Genomic DNA, 25750 nt, shown 5'->3' with positions numbered 1-25750 from the left:
AAAGCTAGAGAACGGAACAAAAAAAGGGATACCCGCTGAGTAGGTATCCCTTTGGCATTCTTAGATCGCTGTTATGCAACGACTATGAAGAATAGGGTGGTCGCGACAATACCAATCAACGCATATGGGAACTGCGTTACGGCATGTTGCATTGATGTACATCCAGATCCTTGAGCCGATAGCACCGTGGAGTCACTGAAGAAACATGAATGACTACCTGCTGCTGATGCTGACAGCATAGCGGCGATGGTTAAGTGCAGTGGAACACCAATTTGCTCCGCGAGAGGAAGAATAATTGGCATTGCGACCGCAAAGGTCCCCCAGGATGATGCTGATGCAAAGACAAGGCCGCCTGTTACTAGGAAGATCAGGGCAGGGAAGTACTGTGCTGACAAGTATGGGCTTACAGTCTCAATTACGTACTGTGTTAGCCCCAATGAGTCGTTAACACTCTTAAGCATAAAGCCGCCAATCACTGTAGCTAGAGGCAGTAACATGACCTTAATGCCATCGTACACTGCATCGAACAGTTCATTCATGGTGACTAGTTTTTGAATGCCGTAGAAACAGATAGTAAAGATAATGGCAACAAACACACCTGCTAATAGGTCAATACCGAAGTACCAAGAGGCTCCGACCAGAACAACCATTGGCAATAGGAAGTTAATTAGTCCCATAGTCGGGTTTGAGTGTGCTTTGATGTCAGCACCAAAGTCGATATCTGTTGCGCCATCTGGTTTAACTTGACCGTTGCGAGCGCGCTCTTCTGCTTTTTTCATTGCGCCTAGGTCTGGCATTTTGCCAATAGCTACGAAGAAAACAATCGCCAACGTTACCCAGCCATAAGCCATATACGGAATGGCTTGAATGTACGCAGCAATACCTTGTCCCGGTTCAGCAACTTCATTGGCTTCCAATAGAGAACTGAAGAAGATAGCCCAAGTAGAAATTGGGACCAGAATACAGATAGGTGCTGCCGTTGAGTCAACAAGATAAGCGAGCTTCTCGCGTGAAACCTGATAGCCATCAGTAATTTTCTTCATTGATGACGAAATCGCAATGGCGTTCAAGTAGTCATCAATGAAAATCAGAATACCTAGAAAAAATGTCATCAATAGCGATTGATTGCGGCTCTTAACTTTGTTCACCAGCATGTCACTGAAGCTAAGGATACTGCCACCTTTTTCTAGAATCGCAATCAGGCCACCCATTAGACCGCAGACGAGAATGATCCATGCGATGGTTTCATTCATCATCACATCCATCGAAATGCCAACGATCTGTTCTACTGCTTGAGTAGGGTCAAGCAGTAGAACACCGGCAATGGTGCCACTGAATAGTGCTTCAACGGTGCGGTGTGTGGTTAATGCAAAGACAAGTACTAACGATGTCGGTAACAGTGCCAACCAGCCGTAGCTTTCGCCTTCGACATGATTGAGTCCAATCGAGGTAAAGGTTATAAACAGGAAGACTATTGTAAGGCTAACCGCCAAATGTTTACTGCTTATTTTGAGCGGCGCCTCCAGCGCCTTTGTCTGCGTAGTCATAAAACTCATTCCTTTCGTTATGCAGAGTGAAGCATCCAATCAATTTCTAACGGTGTAATAATGCGTTCGAATTCGGCCAGTTCACTTCGTTTGCAAGCGAGATACATATCAATAAAGTCTTGAGAGAAAAAGGCACCTAATTCACTGGCTTCAAGCTGTGTCAGTGCATCAGACATACGCGTTGGTAGGTCTACGGCGTTTTCACTAAGAGCTGGTGGACATTGTTCTTGGGTATAGTTATCACTCGCTAATACGGCTGAGAGTACTACTGCAGCGAGAATGTATGGATTGACATCCGCACCTGCGATGCGATGTTCAATACGACGGTTTTTACCATCGCTAATTGGAACGCGAAGGGCTACGCCTCGGTGGTTCTCACCCCAATCCGCTTTTGTTGGTACGTAAGCACCAGGCACAAAACGGCGGTAAGAGTTCACGTTAGGACATAGGAGGGCCATCGCATCCGAAATCTGCGATAACATTGCAGCCATAGTTTGGTAGAACAGTGGGCTTGCAGAGTCATCGTCTTTATTGGTAAACAGGTTATCGCCTTGCTCATCGATAAGGCTGATGTGCATGTGCTGTCCATTTCCTGCTTCTTCAAGGAAAGGTTTTGCCATGAATGTGGCATCAAAACCGTGTTTGTGGGCGATTTGTTTAATAAGACGCTTAGAGAAAATGATTTCGTCACATACGCGAAGTACGTCTTGCGAGTGATTAAAGTTAATTTCAAACTGACCCGGTGCAGATTCTGATAGCGCACCAGCCGTATTTAAACCTTGATCAGCAGCTGCAGCGTTAAGCTCAGCTAGGAAGTCAGCATAATCATCAAGCCCATCGACATCATAAACTTCGGTATCTCTTTCTCGTCGGTTCTTCGTCGGATTAATAGCGGTTTGCAGTTCACCATTTTCACCGCGTTCCTTATCAATGAGGTAAAACTCGAGCTCTAAAGCAACAACTGGAAACATGCCTTTTGAATGCAGAGTATTCAACATACGGTCGATGATGTTGCGGATGAACAAACGGTGAGGGGTTTTTCCGTCATCTTCCATCATGCTGAGTAGCAGTTGTCCGGTACCTTCCTTTGCAGTTGGTAGTAAAGTGCCAGCGACAGGAAAGCAAAGGTTATCAGGTTCGCCAAGATCTTCACCTAATCCTGCTGATTCAACAACAGCACCTTTGGTATCGAGCGTAATAGTAGAAAGAGGAAGAGCAACACCTTTCACTAACTTGTCTAAGGAATCTACTGGTATGCGTTTACCGCGTGGTGTTGCGTTGACATCCGTGAAAATGAGGTCAACGTACTTAATTTCTGGCCAACTTTGTCGAAAATTTTTAACTTCCTGTAAATAGGTATCCATCTTTACTACTCCTAGTGGCCCCACTCTTTGACGAAAAATTAGCTTGGTGTTTAACAAAAAGAACACAAAAGCCATGTCTTAAATGGGGTTTTTGGCTGTTTTATAAACTTATGTAATTGTTTTTATTGTGATTTGTTTAATTTGGTGATTATTTCGACCTTGTTAAACGTTAACTAATTTGTAACAGTTGATCGCCTTTTGCTCAATATATCGAGCGAAATTAGTGCTTTTTTTGAACAAAATAGAGATCGAAGTCACGATTTGGAACCTATTTTGAACACTTGTGTTGATAATTTTGTACATGGGTTGTACGGTTTTTGTTAAATAAATCGAACGTGAGTGTGACAATGTCTGAGATAAGAAAACCGATAATAGGACTCGTAAGCTGTAAGAAAGAGCTCGCTGGATATCAGATACAGGCATTGAATGAGTTCTACCTTCAAGCAGTGAAAGACTTCGGTGGCACACCAATCATTCTTCCATCTGTAATAGAAGACAGTGAGTTAGATAGAGTGTTGGCGGTTTGTGATGGACTGTTATTCCCTGGCAGTCATTCCAATGTGGCGCCTCATCGATACAACGGTTCACATGAAGAATTAAAGAAAGATGAAGCACGAGATGAATTAGCTATTCAGCTTATACGTCGTGCTATAGATATGAACATTCCGTGCCTTGGTATTTGTCGTGGTTTCCAAGAGATGAACGTGGCGTTAGGGGGAAGCCTAAACCCTGCAGTTCACGAAGCGGGGTTCGATGACCATCGTGAAAGCGAATCAAAAGATTTCAATGAGAAGTATGCGCCCGCTCATCCTGTTTATGTTGAAAATGACGGCGTCTTTCAGCAATGGTTAGTGAAAGCAGAGTGGAATCAAACGGAGAAGTTTGAAGTAAATACGCTTCATAATCAGGGGGTTGATAAGCTGGCTACAACCTTAAAAGTAGAAGCTAAAGCACCTGATGGACTTGTAGAAGCTTTTAGTCTGCCTGGTCAAAAATATTTTGTTGGCGTGCAGTGGCACCCAGAATGGCAAGCAAAACACAATCATTTCTCACAAATTTTATTTAAAGAATTTATTATGTCAGCTTCACAGTAATTTAGAGGCTGAATGCATGGATAACCACCAGATTGGTAAAAATATCGCTCAACTAAGAAAAGAGCGAGGACTTTCACAACGAGAACTGGCAGAAAAAGCGGGCATCACCCACAGCGCTATTTCTTCAATTGAGAATGCCAAAGTGAGTCCTTCGGTGAGTTCTCTGCAAAAAATAGTGAACGTTTTTTCGTTGTCTCTTTCAGAGTTTTTTACTCTTGAGCAACAAGAAAATAAAGAGATTAAGGTCGTGGTTAAACCAGAAGACCTCATTGAAATTGGCAGTGAAAATGTCTCAATGAAGTTGGTTAACAATGGCAGCAATAAACAAGAAATCGGCTTTCTTATTGAAGAATATGGGCCTAACAGTACAACGGGCGCATCCAATATCAAGCATGAAGGTGAAGAAGTCGGCACCGTATTAAGTGGTGAAGTTGAACTTGAATATAACGGGGAGACCTACCTAATAAAGGCAGGGGAGTCTTACGTTATTGATACAACGATTCCACATAAATTTACTAATCACTCCGATAAGGCTTGCAGAATGATAAGTGCACACACGCCAAAAGCATTCTAGCGCCTTGAGGTAACCAAGGAGAGCGTATGAAAACGCAGCAACAATGGATTGAACAACGAAATGCTCTAAATATCGAGCAAAGAGCGTTTCTAAATGGTGAGTATACCGCAGCAGCAGATGGCAAGACGCTAGAGGTCGTAAACCCAGCTACCGATGAAATCATTGCTAATATTGCACGTTGCCAAACTGCCGATGTTGATTGTGCTGTAGATTACGCAAGACAAGCATTTAAACAAGGTGAGTGGAGTCAAATTGCTCCAGCGGCGCGTAAAGACGTACTGTTGAAGTTTGCTGCTCTTATTGATGAAAATGTTGAAGAATTAGCGCTATTAGAAACACTTGATACTGGTAAGCCGATTGCACACAGTGTATCGACGGATATTCCCGGCGCAGCGAAATCTATTCGCTGGTATGCGGAAGCCATCGACAAAGTTTATGGTGAAGTTGCACCTACAGAAAAAGATGTTCACGCCTTTATCTCTCATCAAGCGATCGGTGTTGTCGCTGCTGTTGTTCCGTGGAACTTCCCGCTATGGATTGGTTGTTGGAAGTTAGGTCCAGCCTTGGCTGCGGGTAACAGTGTCATCCTAAAACCATCAGAAAAGTCTTCATTAACGGCAATCTTCTTAGGCAAACTGGCGAATCAAGCAGGTATTCCAGCGGGTGCATTTCAAGTTATTACTGGTTATGGCCATGAAGCGGGAGAAGCGTTGGCACGTCACGAAGATGTAGATTGTATCGCTTTTACAGGCTCAACTCGTGTGGCTGGTCATCTTATGATTGCTTCCGGTGAAACTAACCTAAAACGTGTCTGGGCTGAGGCTGGTGGTAAGAACGCAAATATAGTCTTTGATGATTATGCCGATCTTGACCGCGCAGCTGCAGAAACAGCCGCAGGTTGTTTCTATAACCAAGGTGAAGTATGCGTAGCAGCAACACGCCTTTTGGTTCACGAAAGCATTAAAGATGTATTTATCGATAAAGTGATTAGCGCAGCTCAGGGTTTCATGCCTAAAGATCCAATGGATCCCACGTCTTCTATGGGGGCGCTTATTGACCGTGAACACAAAGAAAAAGTGCTCGATTACGTTAAGTTAGGTCAAGATGCAGGGGCTACGCTGCGCTGTGGTGGTGACGCAGGCGGTAAAGGCGCCTTTGTTGAACCAGTGATTCTCGATAATGTGGACAACAGTATGCGTGTGGCTCAAGAAGAGATCTTTGGCCCAGTGTTATGCGTCATTCCATTTAAAACAGAGCAAGAAGCTATCGCTATTGCTAATGACTCCAAATATGGCTTAGGCGCTGCACTTTGGAGTGACAATATTAATCGCGTACATCGAGTCGCAAAGCAGTTAGAAGCTGGCTCTGTGTGGGTGAACAACTACAACGAGGGCGATATGACCGTCCCATTTGGTGGATTCAAAATGAGTGGTAATGGACGTGACAAGTCGATTCATGCCATCGAAAAATTCACTGAAACCAAGACGACATGGATTCGTCTCCAACCTTAAGCCTGAAGCTGTAATCGAAAGGAATATAACCATGAACAAACATACTGATTCATATTATGCTCACTCAATCCCGAATGTAAGTGAGTACCCACAACTGCAAGACAATATTGAGTGTGATGTGTGTGTCGTAGGCGCGGGTTTCTCGGGTCTTTCCTCAGCTCTTCATTTAGCAGAAAAAGGCTTTAAGGTTGTAGTGCTGGAGAATGCGAAAGTAGGGTTCGGCGCGACAGGTCGTAATGGCGGCCAGATTGTTAACAGTTATAGCCGCGACGTAGACGTTATTGAGAGTCGCTATGGTGAAAAGCAAGCTAAGGCACTGTGTGACATGATTTTTGAAGGTGGTGATATCATTCGCGGCCTTATCGACAAACATAACATTGATTGTGATTTCAAGCAGGGGGGAATGTTTACTGCTCTGAATAATAAGCAATTAAAAGGTCTAGAAGAGCACAAAAAGCACTGGGAACGTTATGGTAACGATCAGCTTCGTATGATGGATGCGAGCGAAGTGGAAGCCGCAGTAGGTACCACAGCTTATAAAGGCGCTCTACTGGATATGCGTGGTGGCCATATTCACCCACTCAAACTGGCGTTGGGCGAAGCTGCAGCTGTAACGGCACTTGGCGGACAAATTTTCGAACAGTCCGGTGTGACTCGCCTAGAAAAAGGCGCCAATCCTGTTGCGCATACAGAAAAAGGCAGCGTAAAAGCGAAATACATCGTTCTTGCAGGCAATGCTTACCTTGGTGGGCTTGCTCCAAACATCAGCAATAAAGCGATCCCGTGTGGTACTCAGGTCGTAGCCACTGAGCCTCTTTCCGAGGCGCAACTTAAAGAGATCTTGCCATCAGATTACTGTGTTGAAGACTGCAACTATCTATTGGACTACTTCCGTCTTAGCGCGGACAAGCGCTTACTATTTGGTGGCGGTGTAGTTTACGGTGCTCGTGACCCAGAAAATATCGAAGGCATCATTCGTCCTAAGATGGAGAAGATCTTCCCACAATTAAAAGGTATCGGTATTGATTATAAGTGGACGGGTAACTTCCTACTGACTTATTCCCGCATGCCGCAATTTGGTGCTTTTGCAGACAACATTTATTACCTACAGGGCTACAGTGGTCACGGTGTTACTTGTACTCACCTTGCTGGCAAACTGTTGGCTGAAGCACTAACCGGACACGCAGAACGTTTTGACGCGTTCGCTGATTTAACCCACATCGCGTTCCCTGGCGGTCGTCATTTTGCTATCCCGATGACAGCGATGGGGGCAGCTTATTACAACTTACGCGACAAACTAGCAATCTAATTCAGAAAATAACAAGAAGTGCCTGCTATGACAGGCACTCAGTCAGCCTCAAACAAAGAATAGATAAAGGAAGATCCGATGAGTAGAGTAGTTAAATTTGCTGCGATGCAGTTAACCAAAACTTGGGATTTAGAAGCGAATCTAGAAAAAATCAAAGGTGCGATTCGCGAAGCTGCGGCAAATGGTGCGAATGTTGTACTACCTCAAGAGCTCATGGCAGCGCCTTACTTTTGTAAGAAGCAAGAAGCCAAGTATTTTGAACTTGCTGAAGAAACGGATAATTCTCGTCTGATCAAAGAGCTTAGCGCGCTAGCTAAAGAACTGAATGTGGTTATACCTGTGAGCTATTTTGAGAAAGCGGGAAACACCTTTTTCAACTCTTTAGTGATGATCGATGCAGATGGTACGGTACTAGAAAACTACCGCAAATCCCATATTCCAGATGGTCCTGGCTATAGCGAGAAATACTATTTCAGCCCTGGTGATACAGGATTTAAAGTATGGAAAACCAAGTTCGGTACTTTCGGTGCAGGTATTTGTTGGGATCAATGGTTCCCTGAGCTGGCACGTTGCTTAGTGCTTAACGGTGCAGAAGCTATTTTCTACCCAACAGCAATTGGTTCAGAGCCACAAGACCTATCTCTGGATTCACGTGACCATTGGCAGCGTACTATGCAAGGCCACTCGGCTGCCAACCTTGTACCTGTTATCGCGTCTAACCGTGTAGGAGTAGAAGTGGATGATGGCATTGAAACTACCTTCTATGGTTCATCATTCATCACTGATCATACTGGCGGTAAGCTGGCAGAAGCTCCAAGAGAAGGTGAAACTATCATCTACGCGGAAATTGACCTACAGGCTACTGCGCAAGCGCGTCACGCGTGGGGACTGTTCCGTGACCGTCGTCCGGACTTATATCAAGACATAATGAGCTTAGCTAAGTAACGAGGTGGACGATGAAACTCGATACGACCCCAAAGCAAGACGGTTTCTATTTTCCTGCTGAATATGAACCAGTAAGAGAGGTCTGGTTGGCATGGCCTGAGCGTCGTGATAATTGGCGCGCTAGTGCAAAACCTGCGCAACAAACCTTTGCCAACGTGGCGAATGCGATTGCGGACGTAGTGTGTGTTTCTGTTGCAGTAAGCTCTTCGCAATATGAAACCGCAAGAAGCATGCTGCACTCGTCCGTCAAACTGGTTGAAATGGCATTCAACGATTCTTGGATGCGCGATATCGGTCCTACTGTTGTAGTGAACTCATCGGGAGAGAGACGCGGCGTCAGTTGGAAGTTCAATGCTTGGGGAGGCGAGTTTAACGGCCTTTACGAAGACTGGAGTGATGACGATAAAGTTGCCGCATCCGTCTGTGATGTGTTGGGAATCGATCATTATCGCGCTCCATTTGTTCTGGAGGGTGGCGCGATTCATACAGATGGCGAAGGCACGTTATACACAACTGAAGAATGCTTATTGAGTCCGGGACGTAACCCTGAACTAAGTAAACAACAGATAGAAGCGCTACTAGCCGAGTATCTTGGTATCGAAAAGGTCGTCTGGCTTCCAAACGGTTTGTTTAATGATGAAACGGATGGGCATGTCGACAACTTACTTCACGTTGTCGCTCCAGCAAAAGTGGTACTCAGCTGGACGGATGATCCCTTCGATCCGCAATTTAAGTTATCACGTGAAGCGCATGCGGCGCTTAGTGCACAAACCGATGCACAAGGTCGAGCCATTGAGATTGTCAAAATCCCAGTTCCGGGTCCTCTTTACTATTCGCAAGAAGAAGCGAATGGAATTGAATCAAGCGATGGTATGAATCGTCACGAAGGGGAGCGACTGAGTGCTTCCTATGCTAACTTTCTGATGGTGAACGGACATATATTTTTGCCATTACTTGATGACCAATATGACGATATTGCTATCGAGATTTTAACAAAAGCGCTTCCCGATTATGAGATTGTTGGCATACCAACACGAGAAGTTTTACTAGGCGGTGGCAATATTCACTGCATTACCCAGCAGATTCCCGCTTAGGATTCATCTGCTTTTTATCCACAGCATTCCTAGCGAAAGCTAGGAGTAGGAACAAAAGGAATTACCATGCAGCAAATAAATAATAAGAGCTTACTCTCCTTTATGGTAACGGCAGCGGACAACGCTGTAGCCGTGACAAACCCAGCAACAGGCGAACTTGTGGGTCATGCTCCTATTTCATCTGAACCTGAGCTGATGGATGCTATTGAGCGAGCTCATGTGGCGCAGAAAGAGTGGGCCAAAGTGCCGGCTAAGTCGCGCGCAGTATTATTAAACCGCTGGTATCAATTAATTCTTGAGAACAAAGACGACCTTGCTCGTATTATGACTGTTGAACAGGGTAAGCCATTGGCAGAAGCTGCGGGTGAGGTTCTGTATGGTGCCAGCTTTATTGAATGGTTTGCTGAAGAAGCCAAACGCACCTACGGTGACTCCATTCCTGGACCAACGGCAGACAAGCGCTTGGTAACCATCAAGCAACCTATTGGTGTCGCATGTGCGATTACGCCATGGAACTTCCCTATCGCTATGATCACACGTAAAGCAGGTCCTGCATTGGCTGCCGGTTGTAGTTTCGTCGTTAAGCCATCGGATTCAACACCGCTGTCTGCATTTGCAATTGTGGAACTCGCGTACCAAGCGGGCATTCCGAAAGACGCGCTGCAAGTGGTTCTAGGTGAAAGTTCACGCAAAATCGGTGCGATCTTCACTTCTCACCCACTGATTCGCAAGCTGTCTTTCACTGGTTCTACTCAAGTGGGCAGTGTGTTAATGCAACAAGCCGCAAAAGACATCAAACGCACGTCAATGGAACTGGGTGGTAATGCGCCATTCATCGTCTTCGATGATGCTGATATTGATGCAGCCGTGCAGGGCGCTATGGCCTCTAAGTTCCGTAATGCGGGTCAAACTTGCGTCTGTGCGAACCGATTCTATGTGCATAGTAAAGTGTACGATGAGTTCGTAACGAAATTTGATGCAGCAGTACAGCAGCTAAAAGTCGGAAACGGCTTAGATGAAGGTGTCAACATTGGACCAGTTATCAATGAAAGTGCAAAACAGGGCATCCAAGCACTGATTGACCGTGCGGTAGAGCAAGGTGCAGTGCCTGTCACCCCTCTTAAACAACTAGACGGTTTGTTTATGCAGCCAGTCGTCCTCAAAGACGTGAAACACAGCATGGATATCGTTCAAGAAGAGATATTTGGTCCGGTGGCTCCAGTAATTCGTTTTGATACGGATGAAGAACTTATCGAAATGGCGAACGACACGATTTACGGTTTGGCGTCGTACTTCTACAGCCAGAACATCCACCGTGTTTGGAAAGTAGCAGAAGCACTGGAATACGGCATGGTCGGCATTAATGAAGGTATTATCTCGACAGAAGTAGCGCCGTTTGGCGGTGTGAAGCAGTCGGGTATTGGACGTGAAGGTGCGAAGCAGGGCATCGACGAATATATGGATGTGAAATACCTGTGCTTTGGTGGCAACTAAACGTCTAGCGGTAACAAATAAAGGATTAAAGAATGAAAAACCAACAACTACACGAAAGAAGAAGCAAAGTTATCGCTCAGGGTATGGGCGCGCTGTACCCACTTTATGTTGAGAAGGCTGACAACGCTCATGTATGGGATGTCGATGGTAACAAATACATTGATTTTGCAGCGGGCATCGCGGTGACAAATACTGGTCACTCAAACTCGCGCATCACTGACGCTGTAAAAGCCCAGATCGACAACTTCTCTCATACTTGCGCTATGGTGACACCGTATGAATCTTTTGTTGAGCTGGCAGAAAAGCTGACTGACATTGCTCCGGGCGACTCGGAAAAGAAAGCTATTTTCCTAACAACGGGTGCCGAAGCGGTTGAAAACGCGGTGAAAGTAGCACGTGCTCATACTGGGCGTAGCGGCGTCATTGCCTTTAAAGGTGGTTTTCACGGTCGTACCAATATGACCATGGGATTGACTGGAAAAATCGCACCATACAAAGCGGGCTTCGGTCCTTTCCCGAACGAAATCTACCATGCACCTTATCCAAATGCGTTCCACGGCATCAGCACAGAAGATAGCTTACAGGCATTACAAGATTTGTTTGCTTGCGATATTGAACCTAGTCGCGTTGCTGCGATCATTTTTGAGCCTGTACAGGGCGAGGGTGGTTTTTACCAAGCGCCAGCGGAATTTGCTCAGGCACTACGCAGCCTTTGTGACCAGCACGGTATTATGCTAATAGCAGATGAAATCCAAACAGGCTTTGCCCGCACCGGTAAAATGTTCGCAACAGAGTATTTGGATATTGAACCAGATATGATGACGATGGCGAAAGGCATTGCTGGTGGTTTTCCAATCTCTGCTGTTGTAGGTAAAGCGGAAGTTATGGATTCTGCGTTACCAGGTGGTTTAGGCGGTACTTATGCTGGTTCTCCATTAGGCTGTGTTGCCGGTTTGGAAGTGCTTAAGATAATTGAAGAAGAGCAGCTATGCGCTAAAGCCCAAGGTATTGGTGAAGTGGTTAATGCACGTATGGCTGAGCTTCAAAAAACGGTGCCTGCGATTGGTGAGATTCGCACCATTGGTGCAATGATGGCGATTGAGTTTACCGATCCACAATCGGGGCAACCACTTCAAGATGTTACCAAAGCGGTGATTAGCAAAGCACAAGAAAATGGTTTAATTCTGTTGTCTTGTGGCGTTAAAGCCAATGTTATTCGCTTGCTCCCGCCACTAACGATTGAATCAGATGTATTGGCAGAAGGTTTAGACAAACTGGAAGCCATCATCGCAGAAGTAGCGAAATAGAACGACGTTACGTAGGATAATATAAGCCCTCTCGATTCGAGCCCGAGGGGGCTTTTTTAATGTTCATGGCAATATGTCTAGGAGTGATAAACCAAATTGTATCTTGGGTCTATCACAGTTTTTGCCTGTTCACTTCAGCGGTTAATAATCTCTAACCGCTTAAGCTATGAAATAAAATGTATTGATTACAGCGGGTTAATGGATTGGTTTCTTCCCGAAGATACCATTTCTGCGTTGAATATCTTTTTTCAATCTCTTACTTAAAAACTATACAGTTTTACTCTAAAGTCTGCTAATTTGTGCTGACAAAATGAGAGTGATCAAAATCTCGACACCATGATTAAGATACATTGCTGCTCAGAAGAATTTAATAATCGCTTGGACTGAAAAATGAAACATCAACATTTCTTACCTATGCAGAACGTAATCCAAGATTATGCTTGGGGTAGCGTGACGTCTATTAACACTCTGTTTGGCATTGCCAACCCAGATAACAAACCACAAGCTGAGATCTGGATGGGTGCACACCCAGGCGGCTGCTCTGAAGTGGTCACCGCAGATAAGACTTTGCGTCTGGATCAGTTTGTTACTGATAACCTAAGTGATGTTTTGAGTGAAGCCATTAGCCAGAAATTTGGTGAGCTGCCTTACCTGTTCAAAGTCCTTGCTGCAGCGAGCGCTTTGTCTATTCAGGTTCACCCGAGCAAAGCTCAAGCAGAACAAGGGTTTGCCAAAGAAGAAGCCGCTGGTATCGCCCGTAACGCAGCAAACCGCAATTATAAAGATCCAAACCATAAACCAGAGTTGGTTTACGCATTGACACGTTACCAAGCAATGAATGGCTTCCGCTCTTATGAAGAGATCTTAAACAACTTCGAACAGCTTAATATTGAGGAGTTAGCGCCTCTTATTAATGCTTATAAAACATCTCTGGACGCAACAGGTCTTGAGGCGTTGTTTGTTAGTATGCTGAAGCTTGACGGCCAAGCAAAAGATACGGCATTGAATAAGTTGCTTGCTTTCGCTGAGACCAAACAAGGCGACGAAACCTTTGAACTCATCTTATGGCTAAAAGATCTCTACCCTGGTGATATCGGTCTTTTCTCTCCATTATTCTTACACGTATTGACGCTTGAGCCGGGAGAAGCGATGTTCCTTCACGCTTGTACTCCACACGCATACTGTCGTGGTACTGGACTTGAAATTATGGCGAGCTCAGACAACGTCCTTCGTGCAGGCCTAACGCCAAAACACATTGATGTTGAAGAGCTGGCTTCTTGTACCATTTTTGAACCTAAGCTGCGTGAGGAGTTGTTAACTCAACCAGAAATGGATAATGGTGCAGAGCACTATCCAATTCCGGTAGAAGACTTTAAATTTAGCGTCTTCGTTGACCAGCAAGACCGATTTGTCAACGTCACAACACCAGAGATTCTATTTGCATTGGATGAGCCAATCGTATTGACGCATCTAGATGGCGAAACCATTACGGTTGAACGCGGTCATTCAGTGTTCATCCCTGCTTCTGCTGGTAACTACAGCGTGACTTGTGCTGGCAAGTTCGCAAGAGCTTATTGCTAGCGTAATATGCTGCCAGTAGGGCAGTAATCCTACTTATAAAGGGAGATCGTGAAAGATCTCCCTTTTTTTGTGCAACTTGCCCATTACTTATGCAGCATGGATTGCATTTTAGTTGCAGATAATTAGTATGTAATGAAAGGATATGTAAAAACTTAAGCAGTAGGTACTATAAAATGGAATTTAGAGTAGCAGAATATTCTGACTACCAAAGTGTGGCGGAACTACACGCGGTAAGTTGGCAAAAAGCCTATAAAGGCATCATGCGCCAGTCCTATTTAGACGAGTCGGTTCTTGAAGACAAGCAACTGATTTGGCAAACCCGACTATTAAACCCTCCTTTCAGCCAACATGTCATTATTGCCGAGCACCAAGGCGAATTAGCGGGTTTTATCTGCCTGTTTGGTAATCACAATGTCGAGTTCGGTACTATCATTGATAACCTTCACGTTAGGGCAAGTGCGCAAGGCAAAGGTGTGGCAAAGAAACTGATTGCGTTGGCGATGGAATGGGCAAGTAAGTACTATCCAGACAATGGTGTGTTTTTGGAAGTACTGGCGGATAATTCGAACGCTATTAAGTTCTATGAATCCATAGGTGCGAACAGAGCGTTGAAACAGCGTGGCGAATCGCCATGTGGGCGCCACGTCGATGAGTTTATCTATGTATGGAAAAATCCAGAAGCGTTGATGGAACAGTGTGTTGTGTCGGTGTAGTTTGCCTTTTCAAACAATAGAATTAAAAAAACGCCTAACATGAATCATGTTAGGCGTTTTTGTATTGTGTCAGGAACTACTTGATGTATTCCAAAAGTGCTTTTTCATTAGGCAGTGCGGTCATTGCGCCTTTTTGCGTGGTTGCCAATGCCCCACAACCGTTAGCCCATCGTACAGCGTCATGAATGGTTTCATCATTTACCCAGCTTTCTGTTTTCGACAGGCGAGTTAACAGACCACCAACAAAGGCATCGCCTGCACCTGTAGTATCGACGGGTTTTACTGGAGTGCCAGCGATCAACTCTTGTTGTGCGCCACGAATAACCAGTGCTCCTTTCGCTCCTTGAGTAATCAAGACCAATGTATTGCTAAAGGATTCAAGTGCTTCAATACCTGCTTCTAAGGTGTTGGTGTCTGTGAGCAACATGAGTTCGTCATCTGAAAACTTAACTACATCGGCCAGCGCAATAGCTTCTCGGCAAACAGGTTTGATCAAGTTTTGATCGCCCCAGACCTCATCACGCAGGTTGGGGTCGAAGCTAACAAAGCCTCCAGCAGCCTTAATTTGTTTCATTGCGTCAATCGTAGAACTGCGGCTAGGTTCATTGGCAAGGGCGATTGAACAAACGTGCAGCCAATCGCCTTTTTCGAAAGCAGGAATGTCACTTTTTTGCATAAATTGGTCGGCACTAGGCTTAACCATAAAGGTAAAGCTGCGCTCACCGCTGTCATCTAAGTCAACAATAACGGTAGAAGTGCGCTGTTGCTCATCAAGCAGCATATAGTCGGTATTGACGTTTTCGTCGCTCAAAGTCTGCTTCATAAAGCGACCTAGCGGGTCTTGTCCGACGCGACCGAAAAATCCAGTTTTACCACCTAAACGTGCGATAGCCACAGCTACGTTTGCAGGCGCACCACCTGGACATTTCAAATAGGTAGTTGCCGTATCTGGTATTAAATCTACGACAGCATCTCCGGTTACCCACACTTTGCTCATGAGAAAAATCCTGTATTAACTAAGTTGTTTTTAGTTTACTAAATCGATTTAGCAAAGAAAATGTGTTTTAATAGACGTCTAATGGATTGAAAATGAATTTGTGATCTCACACACGATCTTTTAGAAAAATAAGATCAAACTGAACGAGTGGATGAGTAGGAAGGAATGAGCAAAAAATTAAAACTTGCTGACATAGCAAAACTCGCTGGTGTATCGAAATCAACGGTGAGTTTTGTATTGAATGGGCATGCAGAAAAGCATCGAATCACGAAAGAAACCGTGGAGAGAGTACTGCATGTTGTGCAAGAGAATAACTATTCGCCTAGTGTTTATGCCCGAGCGTTAAAATCAAAAAAGAGCTCTACTTTTGGACTTGTGATCCCCGACCTACTCAACCTTGGTTTTGCGTCTATTGCTAAAGAATTGGAACGTCTTTGCTTAGCATCAGGCTATCAGTTATTACTGGCTTCAACCGATGATGACCCTGAAACAGAAATGCGCGCAGTAGACAATCTAATATCACGTCAAGTCGACGGCATCATGATTGCGTCTTGTCTCACCAGTGATGCTTTCTATAGCGGATTACCTGACGATCTTCCGCTTGTTTTCTTTGACCGTTCGTTCGAATCTTCAGATTTTAATATGGTGACCACTGACGCTTACGATGCAACGAGACTGTTATTAACGGAACATACGAAAAACGTGGCAGAGTGTGTTTTTATTGGTGGACAATTAGAGCTTTCACCAAGTAAAGAACGTTATCAAGGTTATGTAGATGCGTTAGCTGCAAACCAAATTCCATTGAATCAGAACTTGGTGTTCAATCGTGATTATCAGCCTTCAAGTGGTTACGACATGATGGCAGCGTGTGTTGATGAACTTGGTCGATTGCCACACTGTTTATTTACGGCATCTTATTCATTGTTAGAAGGGGTGCTGCGCTATCTTAACGAACATGATCTGTTTGCAACAGCAACCAATGCTCGGATGCGAATTGCTACGTTTGATAATTACGCCATATTGGACTGCTTACCGTTACCAATAAACTCTATAGAGCAAAATTGTGTCGAATTAGCGTCGGAGATTTTTGACTGTCTACAAAAGACCTTGTCTAATTCTCAATATCAAAGCAAGATTAGTGTTAAAGCGCACCTTCATCAGCGGAGTTACTAGCCGGACATGGAATCAAAATCTCTACAGCCTTTATATATTCAAGTGGCCGATACGCTAAAACAGCGGATTGATGAAGGGCTATATCCGCAAGGCTCGAAGTTGCCTTCCGAGAATCAGTTAGTAGAGAGTTTAGGTGTAAGTCGTGTCACGGTCAGAAAGGCGTTAGGTCAACTTGCCGATATTGGCTATACCACCTCCGAAAAAGGTAAAGGTACTTTTGTTGCTCATCAAAAACTTAAGCATGATTTCTTAGGGATGGCGGGCTTTGCTCAAGAGTTGCAGGGAGCGGGGCTTGAGGCTCACAACCAAGTGATTCACTTTGAGAAGGTGGAAGCAGATGAATCATTAGCCTCCAAGCTGTCTATAACAGTGGGCGATCTCGTCTATCATTGCGGTCGACTGCGCGTTGTAAATCAACAGGTTGTTTCTTACGAAGATTTCTATATACCATGGGCGTTACTTCCAGATTTAGATGCCCAGTCTCTTTCGGGCTCCAAATTTGCTTATCTTAAGCAACGTGATATTGAAATGGTGAAAACACAACAAAAGATAAAACCAGCGTTGCCAAGCCTATTCATTCAAAAGCAGCTGTCTGTAGATAAGTTAGAGCCGATACTGATCAATGAATCGATCAATTTTCGCACTGAATCTCAGCCTTATGAGTACTCCATTGTCTATTATAAGTCCAGTGTCTATGACTTTGAGATAACTGCCAGACTTTAATAATCTTATCAATTAGTTACCAAGCCACCTCTTAATGAGGTGGTTTTTTTGTATCTGAGCTAACTATTATTGAATGTGATGATAAGCACGTTTCTAAAGTTCAAAAGCACAAATAGATATAACTTGTATTTATCCTGTATTACATTAATACATGTTGAATACAGGTTGTTATCTTGTGCTCTTGGGAGAGAACGAAAAAATGGCAAGAAATGCTCAAATCGTTGCAACAGAAGTGATGGCGCTGCTTGGTGGAGAAACCAATATCGAGCAGTTGACACATTGTGCAACGCGGTTGCGGGTCGTGACGAAAGACGACTCTAAAGTCGATGCGGAAAAACTAGGCGAAACAGAAGGCGTTCACGGTTACTTTTTTAAAAATGGCCAACACCAAGTCATACTAGGTACGGGCTTTGTTGGTAAGGTGTTTGCGGTATTAACAGGCAATGGTGATGTTGAAACCAGTGCTGCACCGAAAAAAGAGCAAGCGGGTAGTGCTTTCCAACGAGTGACTCGTACGTTTTCAGATATCTTTGTTGCCATTATTCCTGCGCTAGTTGCGACGGGTTTATTGATGGGATTGCGCGGACTGATCGTTAATGGCTTTGGGGTGGAATTGTCACCTCAATTGACGACGCTGTCTCAAGTGCTTACTGATACCGCGTTTATCTTTATTCCAGTCTTAGTGACATGGTCAGCGATGAGAGTGTTCGGTGGCAATCCAGTACTCGGTATTGTACTCGGATTGATGCTGGTTGCTCCTCAATTAGCAAGCAAATGGGATGTCGCTTTTGGTAATGCAGAAGCACTGATGATTCCATTCTTCGGCTTTAATATTGCCGTCACTGGCTTGCAAAGTTCTATCTTACCTGCCGTGTTTATGGGTTGGTTTGCTGCAACTGTTGAGAAAACATCACGCAAGTACGTGCCGGAGGTGTTGGATCTTATCCTTACTCCATTCATTACACTGTTGGTGTCGCTGATTGCAGGATTAGTTTTCGTTGGACCATTACTATTAGGTATCGAAAAGCTAATTACCGATGTAGTGGTGTATTTTTTACAAATTCCATACGGTATTGGCGGTTTGATTTACGGTGGCGCGATTCAGTTCATGGCCGTTACGGGTATGCACCATACTATCGTGCCAATTACCATTGCCATGGTGACAGAAACTGGTTTTGACTATATCAACCCACTGGGTACCGCTGCGATTGCAGGTCAATTTGGTGCGGCGATTGCGGTGATGACTATGCAAACCAGCAAGGTGAAAAAGTCAGGCATGTTTGGGGCAGCGCTACCTGCGTTATTTGGTATTACTGAACCAGCAATGTTTGCAGTGACCTTACCTCGCGTTAAGCCATTCCTTTATGGATGCGTTGGCGGTGCAATCGGTGGCTGCCTAGGTGCTATCGCAGGAATTGGTTCAGCGGGTACGGGGGCGACGATGCTTCCTGGAATGCTGCTGTACCTCGGTGGTGGTCTTGGTATGTATATCGTGGTCATGTTGGTTGCTGCTTTGGTAGCTTTTGTCATGACTAAGTTGTTCTACAAAGAACCTCAATAACTTATTTCCTTTTTATCCCTTCATGGACGCCACTAGGAGACATGAAGGGATTTTGCGTTTTAAAGCTACAGTGAGTCGTTATGGATTTTTCTAATCGTCAAAACCGCTTCGTGCGGTTAGACGAAGTGTCAGCAGAGTATCTGGAACATATTGAGTCATTGACTCAAAATGACCCCTATTATCCGAGTTACCATATAGCACCCAAACATGGGTTGGTTAATGACCCAAATGGGCTTAGTTACTTTAATGGTGAACATCATATTTTCTATCAATGGTTTCCATTAGGGCCCGTTCATGGACTTAAGCACTGGTATCACGTATCAACGAAGGATTTCGTGCACTTCAAAGATAGAGGAGTCGCACTGTATCCTGATCAGGATTACGACCAACACGGGTGTCATACTGGTGTGGCAGTCGTTGAGGGTGAGCAGCTTAACCTACTGTATACCGGACATTTGGTATATGAACCAAACAGCGGTCACCCGACTCAAGTTCTCGCTGTTATGGATAAAGAAGGGAAGATAGAGAAGAAAGGAGTCGTTGTTGACTACAACTCTCAACACTACACACATAACATGCGTGACCCTGTCACAATAAAGAGAGAAGATGACTATTATATGTTGATTGGTGCTGAGAGCCATCAACAGCAAGGTAAGTTGGCGCTTTATCACGGGAGACAAATCGATGCCTACCAATACAAGGGGAATGTTGATATAGGCATTGGTGAGTTTGGTTATATGTGGGAGTGCCCTAACTACTATGAGGAGGCTGGTAGTGGCGTCTTTATTTTCTCTCCTCAAGGCGTCACTTCTGATAGTAAGTACGATTTTAATAATGTGTTTTCTGTGGTCTATATCGTTGGTAAACCGTTAGATACTGAGAATCTTAAGCTCGAACATCAGGGCTACTTTGAACTCGATAAAGGCTTTGATTTCTATGCCCCTCAGACTTATTTAGACAACAAAGGACGCCGCATTCTGATTGGTTGGTTAGGTAATTCGAAAAGCGAGTATCCAACGGATAAGAATTACTGGGCGCATATGCTGACATTGCCAAGAGAGATAAGCATAGAAGGTAATAAACTGCGTCAAACACCGCTCGTGGAACTTACTGACCTGCGCGAAAGTAGTGAAGTATTAAGGCCACAGCATGAACTAATTAGTCGAGCTTTTGAACTTGAAATGAGTGTGGAGCAAGACTTCGTTATAGAGTTTGCTAATCAGAGTGGCGACAAAATGACGTTTTCTGGCAATGAAACGGAGTGGTGCTTAGACAGGACACACGTGACGGAAACACATGCTGAGCAGTTTGGCACAGTTCGATACGCTATGCGGCAAAGTAATGACAGCCTAGTGCGTGTGTTTGTCGACCATTCCAGTATTGAAATATTCTGTGACTTCGGAGAGACGGTATTCACATCACGTATTTTCGTTAGCGATTTGAACCAACTTCATTTGTCCAAAGCAACCGGACAGATACATTACTTAAGTGGTATTCATTACGAATAGATGAAAACAAAAACGACCAGCCGAGGCTGGTCGTTTTTGTTAGGTATGGTCACTCGTCTAGATTAGCGGTAGCTTCGCTTGGATGTGCTTAGTTCCATAATCATGGCTAATTCTTCTTCCGTAACCAAATCGCTGGGCTGTTGGCGTGTTGATAAACGCTCAACAAATCGCTTCACGTCGCGAAGCTGCTCAGTATTTAAATGATGCATAGCGTCGACAATGTCTTTTTCTAGCGCATGGTTCATATCAGCATCACTCCTTTGTTTTTCCTTATCTCTAACTTAGACCATATGAGTCTAATAGCAAGGCTTTTTATGCATATTGTTACACTTGATATCTATAACACTGCATGGATAACGAGAACTAGATTAATAGAAAGGCAATACAAATAGTGTGGAAAAAATAAACATGAGCATTAGAGGTGATATAGAAAATACATTCACACCATTGTTACATTTTGGAAACTGATAATTAATAATTTAAATAGTAGTTAAGAATTACTATGTGTGTGAGCAAGATCACTGAAAGTAATTTATCTGCCAAAAAGTTCCCCTAAATTACCTCAATAAATGTTTTTAAAGCTAAATGTATATTTATTTATATATAATCTATTGATAAATAAGGCTATTTGCATTTTTATAAAAACGTGATTTAGATAGGCATTTTCAAATTCTTAGGATTGCTGCATGTCGGGATATTAGTGAAAATTTGTCTCGTTCATTCGGTACATGATTTTCAAACTTTTGAGTGATGTGACTGGTGAATGAGTTTTCAAAGTTTAACGACGCTTATTCACGACAACTCAATAGCTTTTAAAAAATAACAAAAATAGTTAATTACAATCCTTGGGGTTAATAATGAAAAATACTTTCAAACTATCGCTAGCTGCAGTACTTGTTTCTTCTGCAATGGCGGCAAACGCTGGTATCGCGATCACTGATACTGAAACTGGTAAGTTCTCTATCGGTGGCGACGTTGAATTTGACTTCAACTTCCAAGACCGTGAAGGCCAAGAAAACAACGAATTCAACCAATCTGGTCGTATTCTTCTTGAGTTTGCTGGCGAGCGTTACACTGATACTGGTCACATTTTCCAAGTAAACGTTCAACCTCTGATGGAGAGTAGCGGTAACGTTGCACTGGATGACGCATGGTTTGCATTCGGTAAACAAGACGGTTGGAACCTACGTATGGGTCGTTTCGAAGCGTTCGATATGTTCCCAGTTGGTCAAGATACGTTCCTAGAGTATTCAGGTGATACTGCTAACGATCTATACCAAGACGGCGCTGCTTATGTTTATCAAATGAAAGAAGGTCGTGGTCGTGGTTCTGATGGTCAAATCATGTACAGCCAATCTTTCGACAACCTATATGTAGAACTTGCTTCTATGATCGGTGACCGTTCAGTATTGTTTGGAACAAGCACAATCTCTGCAAATACGACTTACCACGGTAAAGAAGTAGTTAACAATAAAGATTCAGTTCTATTGCGTCCAGTAGTTGGCTACCAAGCTGGTAACTTTGGAATTGCAGCATCTATGGAAGCAAACCTAGTTAAGGATGCAGTAATTGTTAAAAATGGTACTGAAGAAATCGATATCTCAGACCGTATCGGTTACGGTGTGACTGCAAACTACACAACAGCAGATTGGAACTTAATCGCTAACTTCGCATACATGGATGCGGTTGATGAAACCAACATGACTGCTGGTGTGAACGCATTGTACAAAGGCTTTGGTCTAGGTTATATCCACGCTAACAACGACTATGAGAACAAGAAGATCACTGGTTGGGCTGAAGGTAAAGCGAAAGTTGACACAGTATACGCGTCTTACGAGTTCGCTGATGTTCTACAAGTTGATGACTTCTCTATCTACCTAGGTGCTTACTACACGACTGTTGACAACCAAACAGACCGTGCTGACCTATTTGCAGAAGACACAGACAAAGGTGTTCGTGTACGCTTCAAGTACTTCTTCTAAGCGCTTAGCCGTATAGAACAGAAACACTGCCTTATATAAACGGAGCCCATCGGCTCCGTTTTCTTGTTTAGACTACTAGCTTCAATCGTCGTACAACTGCCTGAGATTACGCCGAAACACTCCGCCTGCATCTTGTCTTCGGTGAACGCTTACCATGTCCCACCGTTACCATGATGTTCTCATTGATTTCCTCATAACCTATCTCTTCAAAAAGCCTCTACGTTACGCGATGTTGGCTCGTATCGAATGGCAGTAGGAATCGTCTAACAATCAAAGACAACACTACTGTGTTGCCATATGAGGGCTAAAATTAGCGAGTTTGTTATTGACTACAACAACTAGTTAGGGGAAGGGTAGAATTATGGTCGATACGATGTCTTGAATGGAAAAGCAAAAGATGAGTCATACAAAAAAAGGCCCACCAAAGTGAGCCTTTTAACTGAGCAATATGTTTTACTAGAAAATCAAATGCGCGACACCAGCGATAACAGGTAACGTAATCAAAGTACGCAGGATGAAGATAGCAAACAGTTCGAAGATGTTTACTGGGATACGGCTACCAAGTAGTAGAGCACCCACTTCAGACATATAGATAAGCTGAGTAACGGACATCGCAGCGATAACAAAACGTGTCATTTCACTATTGATTGATGCTGCTAGGATTGACGGAATAAACATATCTGCAAAGCCAACAACCATAGTCTTGGATGCCGCAACTGCTTCAGGCACACCCAGTAATTCTAGGTAAGGAATAAACGGTGTACCGAGCGTTTCAAACACTGAAGTGTATTCAGCGATAACAAGCGCGACTGTACCTAGGCCCATAACCACAGGAAGAACCCCAAACACCATATCTACGGCATTCTTAATACCTTCGCCAAATACCGATTTTGCAGAGGTGACAGTGCCTGCTCGTTTAAGTGCTAAATCAAGACCCCAAGAGAAAGTAGAATGGCCTTCAGGAATCACTTCAGCATCTTTAGCTGGTTTAGTACCGTCAATGAACACGTCTTTTTTGTTACGTAGTGGCGGCAAACGAGGAATGATAATCGCTGCAACAACACCGGCTAAACAGATAGCGCCATAAAACGGTAAAAACAGATGCTCAAGCTCAACCTGAGCGATAACCACTAAGCTGAACGTAATTGATACTGCTGAGAAAGTAGTACCAATAACGGCTGCTTCACGCATGGTGTAGAATTTGTTTTCGTACTGCTTGCTCGTTAGAAGAATGCCAACACTACCGTCACCTAACCAAGATGCCATACAGTCGATAGCGCCACGACCTGGTAGGTTGAATACAGGGCGCATGATTTTACTTAGTAACGCACCAAATAGTTCTAACAAACCAAAGTTAAGTAAAAGAGGTAGCAATAAACCTGCAAAGATAAATACAGCAAATAGAGTAGGTAGCAGACCTTCGAGTACTAGGCCACCGGTATTTTCTTCCCAAATCGCTTGAGGACCAACTTGGAAGTACGTCATTACTACCGCTAAGCCACCGATCAAACGAACTGCTAACCACATTGGGCTTGGATTAAATAGACCGTTTAAAAATTCATTGTTATTAATGAATGCAGGCTTAGCAATGCGGGTGATGACTGACGCGATAGCCATAAATGCGATGATAGCTGTAACTAGAGGTACGATGAAATCGCCAACCGCCGCTTGTAGTGATTTAGCTAAGACAGCTACAGGTATAGTTAAACCGCCGTCAAAGGTGATTGGAGCCATGAACAGGAACAGGCCAATTAAAGACGGGATGAAGAACATCCAGAAGTTGCCTTTCTTTCCAGACTCAGGAACAGATTGAGCGCTATTTTGCATTTTTCTCTCGTGTTACAACTAGTTAATAATGGACAATTCCATTGCCTATTTATTCACTAAACATCCATATTTGCTCATTGCGCGCAAGATTACTGCTTTTTATCAATCAAGGCAATACTATTCATCAACAAAGACTAAATATTCACAATTTAGTACTGATGTCGCAAATGATATGCAAAACAATGTTCGGTGCTAAGGTTGTGTAGATCTGTCTAAGTATAGTGGGTTGTTACTCTTTGAGCTTAGTAATCGAAAGCGCTACACTGAACGAAGAACTTAACTTATTGAGAATCATCACAATGCCTCGCAAGAAACTTCCAGTGCCACTGATTTTACTGATCCCACTTTGTCTTCTCGTCGTTGTCATTGTGGCTGGAGTCTATCGATTTTCGATGAGTGATGAGGAGATACTGGCCAAATTCCCATCTCATCAAGCAGAAAAGGCTGATGTCGTCGTAGAGACTATTCTAGGCGTGAAGGTGGCTAATCCATGGACAATTCAGGTACCAGAAACCAGTGCGTTCTCTCTACTCACTGACATCGATATTGATAAACAAGTGGCTGCAGGTAGTTATGATGATGGTATGGAGCGTGGCAACGTATACCTACTGTATCAATTTAAGCAACTCATGTTTGAAAACAATAAGCTTCATTTCGCTGTTGTACCATTTGCCGTGAGTAACCAAGGCTCGGGAGTCTTCTATTACCTTGGCTTGTTTAATTGGGACGAATCAAGACAGCGAGTAATCCTTATTAACGCTAAACTAGCAGGGGATCGCGTGGATATTGAATCTTTAGACTTATCTGGACAGGATGTAACAATGAAGTTCAAAAGCCATGGCCCTGAACAGTCAATGGCGGAGACGCCAACAAAGGAAAACTCACTGGTTTGCACACTGAAAAATGGCAAATTGACAGGATGTTAATTGGAATTTGTTTCCAGCCGTAAATGATATGCATCTTTGTCACTTATTATGTTGAGAATGTGAGCTTGATTACATAATATGACACTTTGATGTTGTTATTTTTTAGACAAACGGAGCTTGCAAATGATCAATAAGCGTTTTTTTAAAACTAAAGATGAAGTGGAAGTCACATTCGAACTGGATGCGACCAATATTGAAAGTGCGGTACTAGTAGCAGAGTTTCACGATTGGCAACCTATGCCAATGAAAAAAGTTGCGAAAACCAAGTCTTTCAAATATAAAACTCGTCTGCCAAAAAACGCGGAATTTCAATTCCGCTACCTTGTGAATGAGAATGACTGGGTTAATGATGCTGAAGCGGATAACTATGTACCAAATGGCTTCGGTGCTGATAACTGTATCGTAAAAACAGAACAAGCATGTGAAGCCTAGCTCTCAGTAATGCTGATTTTGTAGAAAGCGAAGCGACAAGCTTCGCTTTTTTACATTCTTATCACAGGTTTTACCTTAATTTTCCTCT

The 25750-nt window shown here is 43.8% G+C and carries 22 protein-coding genes; 17 read left to right on the top strand and 5 right to left on the bottom strand.

The window, feature by feature from the left end; genetic code table 11:
* Positions 1-71: 71 nt before the first annotated feature.
* Positions 72-1547 (bottom strand): Na+/H+ antiporter NhaC family protein, encoded by a 1476-nt coding sequence (locus tag HOP38_RS24215; RefSeq protein ID WP_006070388.1) that lies wholly within the window; start codon positions 1545-1547, stop codon positions 72-74.
* A 17-nt stretch (positions 1548-1564) separates the two neighbouring features.
* Positions 1565-2911, bottom strand: coding sequence for a glutamine synthetase family protein (locus HOP38_RS24210; RefSeq protein WP_006070389.1), 1347 nt, complete (start codon positions 2909-2911; stop codon positions 1565-1567).
* Between the two features lie 347 nt (positions 2912-3258).
* On the opposite strand from HOP38_RS24210, the gene HOP38_RS24205 reads away from it, so the two are divergent.
* The 10 genes from HOP38_RS24205 (at position 3259) to HOP38_RS24160 (ending at position 14533) form a co-directional block, all read left to right on the top strand.
* Complete coding sequence (locus tag HOP38_RS24205; protein ID WP_038222015.1) at positions 3259-4005, top strand: gamma-glutamyl-gamma-aminobutyrate hydrolase family protein; 747 nt, start codon at positions 3259-3261, stop codon at positions 4003-4005.
* Positions 4006-4021: 16 nt separating this feature from the next.
* The gene (puuR, locus tag HOP38_RS24200) at positions 4022-4579 is read left to right on the top strand and encodes an HTH-type transcriptional regulator PuuR (RefSeq protein ID WP_006070391.1); all 558 of its coding nucleotides are present in this window, start codon (positions 4022-4024) and stop codon (positions 4577-4579) included.
* Between the two features lie 26 nt (positions 4580-4605).
* Positions 4606-6090, top strand: a complete 1485-nt coding sequence (locus HOP38_RS24195; RefSeq protein WP_198559193.1) for an aldehyde dehydrogenase — start codon at positions 4606-4608, stop codon at positions 6088-6090.
* 31 nt (positions 6091-6121) lie between these two features.
* The gene (locus tag HOP38_RS24190; RefSeq protein WP_088877992.1) at positions 6122-7399 is read left to right on the top strand and encodes an NAD(P)/FAD-dependent oxidoreductase; all 1278 of its coding nucleotides are present in this window, start codon (positions 6122-6124) and stop codon (positions 7397-7399) included.
* 78 nt (positions 7400-7477) lie between these two features.
* Positions 7478-8344 carry an N-carbamoylputrescine amidase gene (gene aguB / locus HOP38_RS24185; RefSeq protein ID WP_031493990.1) on the top strand — a complete coding sequence of 289 codons (867 nt, stop codon included), beginning with the start codon at positions 7478-7480 and terminating at the stop codon, positions 8342-8344.
* An 11-nt stretch (positions 8345-8355) separates the two neighbouring features.
* Positions 8356-9438 (top strand): agmatine deiminase, encoded by a 1083-nt coding sequence (gene aguA / locus HOP38_RS24180; protein ID WP_006070395.1) that lies wholly within the window; start codon positions 8356-8358, stop codon positions 9436-9438.
* A gap of 66 nt (positions 9439-9504) precedes the next feature.
* Positions 9505-10932: an NAD-dependent succinate-semialdehyde dehydrogenase gene (locus tag HOP38_RS24175; RefSeq protein WP_006070396.1), complete on the top strand. Its 1428-nt coding sequence runs from the start codon at positions 9505-9507 to the stop codon at positions 10930-10932.
* 32 nt (positions 10933-10964) lie between these two features.
* Positions 10965-12239: a 4-aminobutyrate--2-oxoglutarate transaminase gene (gabT, locus tag HOP38_RS24170; RefSeq protein WP_006070397.1), complete on the top strand. Its 1275-nt coding sequence runs from the start codon at positions 10965-10967 to the stop codon at positions 12237-12239.
* 390 nt (positions 12240-12629) lie between these two features.
* Positions 12630-13820: a mannose-6-phosphate isomerase, class I gene (manA, locus tag HOP38_RS24165; RefSeq protein WP_198559192.1), complete on the top strand. Its 1191-nt coding sequence runs from the start codon at positions 12630-12632 to the stop codon at positions 13818-13820.
* A 173-nt stretch (positions 13821-13993) separates the two neighbouring features.
* Positions 13994-14533, top strand: a complete 540-nt coding sequence (locus tag HOP38_RS24160; protein WP_096442148.1) for a GNAT family N-acetyltransferase — start codon at positions 13994-13996, stop codon at positions 14531-14533.
* Positions 14534-14609: 76 nt separating this feature from the next.
* Here HOP38_RS24160 and HOP38_RS24155 read toward each other — a convergent pair whose 3' ends face one another.
* Positions 14610-15530 carry an aminoimidazole riboside kinase gene (locus HOP38_RS24155; RefSeq protein ID WP_198559191.1) on the bottom strand — a complete coding sequence of 307 codons (921 nt, stop codon included), beginning with the start codon at positions 15528-15530 and terminating at the stop codon, positions 14610-14612.
* Between the two features lie 165 nt (positions 15531-15695).
* Here HOP38_RS24155 and HOP38_RS24150 point away from each other — a divergent pair, with 165 nt between their 5' ends.
* The 4 genes from HOP38_RS24150 to HOP38_RS24135 all read left to right on the top strand — a co-directional run bounded on the left by HOP38_RS24150 (position 15696) and on the right by HOP38_RS24135 (position 20495).
* On the top strand, positions 15696-16703 hold the full coding sequence (locus HOP38_RS24150) for a LacI family DNA-binding transcriptional regulator (protein ID WP_198559190.1): 1008 nt from the start codon (positions 15696-15698) through the stop codon (positions 16701-16703).
* A gap of 6 nt (positions 16704-16709) precedes the next feature.
* On the top strand, positions 16710-17426 hold the full coding sequence (locus HOP38_RS24145) for a GntR family transcriptional regulator (RefSeq protein ID WP_124941447.1): 717 nt from the start codon (positions 16710-16712) through the stop codon (positions 17424-17426).
* 199 nt (positions 17427-17625) lie between these two features.
* Positions 17626-18987 (top strand): PTS transporter subunit EIIC, encoded by a 1362-nt coding sequence (locus HOP38_RS24140; RefSeq protein ID WP_006070403.1) that lies wholly within the window; start codon positions 17626-17628, stop codon positions 18985-18987.
* Positions 18988-19067: 80 nt separating this feature from the next.
* Entirely contained in the window at positions 19068-20495 is a 1428-nt protein-coding gene (locus HOP38_RS24135) for a sucrose-6-phosphate hydrolase (protein WP_198559189.1), read from the top strand.
* A gap of 62 nt (positions 20496-20557) precedes the next feature.
* Here the strand turns inward: HOP38_RS24135 and HOP38_RS24130 are convergent, their stop codons facing one another.
* Positions 20558-20740 carry a hypothetical protein gene (locus HOP38_RS24130; RefSeq protein ID WP_038227355.1) on the bottom strand — a complete coding sequence of 61 codons (183 nt, stop codon included), beginning with the start codon at positions 20738-20740 and terminating at the stop codon, positions 20558-20560.
* Between the two features lie 612 nt (positions 20741-21352).
* On the opposite strand from HOP38_RS24130, the gene HOP38_RS24125 reads away from it, so the two are divergent.
* The gene (locus tag HOP38_RS24125) at positions 21353-22477 is read left to right on the top strand and encodes a carbohydrate porin (RefSeq protein ID WP_198559188.1); all 1125 of its coding nucleotides are present in this window, start codon (positions 21353-21355) and stop codon (positions 22475-22477) included.
* Positions 22478-22933: 456 nt separating this feature from the next.
* Here the strand turns inward: HOP38_RS24125 and HOP38_RS24120 are convergent, their stop codons facing one another.
* Entirely contained in the window at positions 22934-24304 is a 1371-nt protein-coding gene (locus tag HOP38_RS24120) for a YjiH family protein (protein ID WP_062456048.1), read from the bottom strand.
* A 236-nt stretch (positions 24305-24540) separates the two neighbouring features.
* Here HOP38_RS24120 and HOP38_RS24115 point away from each other — a divergent pair, with 236 nt between their 5' ends.
* Positions 24541-25230 (top strand): hypothetical protein, encoded by a 690-nt coding sequence (locus HOP38_RS24115; protein ID WP_131451021.1) that lies wholly within the window; start codon positions 24541-24543, stop codon positions 25228-25230.
* Between the two features lie 123 nt (positions 25231-25353).
* Positions 25354-25662, top strand: coding sequence for an isoamylase early set domain-containing protein (locus HOP38_RS24110; RefSeq protein WP_006070410.1), 309 nt, complete (start codon positions 25354-25356; stop codon positions 25660-25662).
* The last annotated feature ends 88 nt before the right edge of the window (positions 25663-25750 follow it).

Origin of the sequence: Vibrio mediterranei, assembly GCF_013364395.1 — a bacterium.
Taxonomy (GTDB): domain Bacteria; phylum Pseudomonadota; class Gammaproteobacteria; order Enterobacterales; family Vibrionaceae; genus Vibrio; species Vibrio mediterranei.
This window is presented reverse-complemented; position numbering and strand designations above follow the sequence as displayed.

Bases quoted from the DNA above. Each gene is read 5' to 3' on its own strand.
- HOP38_RS24195 (WP_198559193.1), top strand. From the start codon at position 4,606: ATGAAAACGCAGCAACAATGGATTGAACAACGAAATGCTCTAAATATC.
- aguA (WP_006070395.1), top strand. From the start codon at position 8,356: ATGAAACTCGATACGACCCCAAAGCAAGACGGTTTCTATTTTCCTGCT.
- HOP38_RS24120 (WP_062456048.1), bottom strand. From the start codon at position 24,304: ATGCAAAATAGCGCTCAATCTGTTCCTGAGTCTGGAAAGAAAGGCAAC.
- HOP38_RS24175 (WP_006070396.1), top strand. From the start codon at position 9,505: ATGCAGCAAATAAATAATAAGAGCTTACTCTCCTTTATGGTAACGGCA.
- puuR (WP_006070391.1), top strand. From the start codon at position 4,022: ATGGATAACCACCAGATTGGTAAAAATATCGCTCAACTAAGAAAAGAG.
- manA (WP_198559192.1), top strand. From the start codon at position 12,630: ATGAAACATCAACATTTCTTACCTATGCAGAACGTAATCCAAGATTAT.
- HOP38_RS24210 (WP_006070389.1), bottom strand. From the start codon at position 2,911: ATGGATACCTATTTACAGGAAGTTAAAAATTTTCGACAAAGTTGGCCA.
- HOP38_RS24140 (WP_006070403.1), top strand. From the start codon at position 17,626: ATGGCAAGAAATGCTCAAATCGTTGCAACAGAAGTGATGGCGCTGCTT.
- HOP38_RS24190 (WP_088877992.1), top strand. From the start codon at position 6,122: ATGAACAAACATACTGATTCATATTATGCTCACTCAATCCCGAATGTA.
- HOP38_RS24145 (WP_124941447.1), top strand. From the start codon at position 16,710: ATGGAATCAAAATCTCTACAGCCTTTATATATTCAAGTGGCCGATACG.
- HOP38_RS24205 (WP_038222015.1), top strand. From the start codon at position 3,259: ATGTCTGAGATAAGAAAACCGATAATAGGACTCGTAAGCTGTAAGAAA.
- HOP38_RS24160 (WP_096442148.1), top strand. From the start codon at position 13,994: ATGGAATTTAGAGTAGCAGAATATTCTGACTACCAAAGTGTGGCGGAA.
- HOP38_RS24215 (WP_006070388.1), bottom strand. From the start codon at position 1,547: ATGACTACGCAGACAAAGGCGCTGGAGGCGCCGCTCAAAATAAGCAGT.
- HOP38_RS24125 (WP_198559188.1), top strand. From the start codon at position 21,353: ATGAAAAATACTTTCAAACTATCGCTAGCTGCAGTACTTGTTTCTTCT.
- HOP38_RS24150 (WP_198559190.1), top strand. From the start codon at position 15,696: ATGAGCAAAAAATTAAAACTTGCTGACATAGCAAAACTCGCTGGTGTA.
- aguB (WP_031493990.1), top strand. From the start codon at position 7,478: ATGAGTAGAGTAGTTAAATTTGCTGCGATGCAGTTAACCAAAACTTGG.
- HOP38_RS24130 (WP_038227355.1), bottom strand. From the start codon at position 20,740: ATGAACCATGCGCTAGAAAAAGACATTGTCGACGCTATGCATCATTTA.
- HOP38_RS24135 (WP_198559189.1), top strand. From the start codon at position 19,068: ATGGATTTTTCTAATCGTCAAAACCGCTTCGTGCGGTTAGACGAAGTG.
- gabT (WP_006070397.1), top strand. From the start codon at position 10,965: ATGAAAAACCAACAACTACACGAAAGAAGAAGCAAAGTTATCGCTCAG.
- HOP38_RS24110 (WP_006070410.1), top strand. From the start codon at position 25,354: ATGATCAATAAGCGTTTTTTTAAAACTAAAGATGAAGTGGAAGTCACA.
- HOP38_RS24155 (WP_198559191.1), bottom strand. From the start codon at position 15,530: ATGAGCAAAGTGTGGGTAACCGGAGATGCTGTCGTAGATTTAATACCA.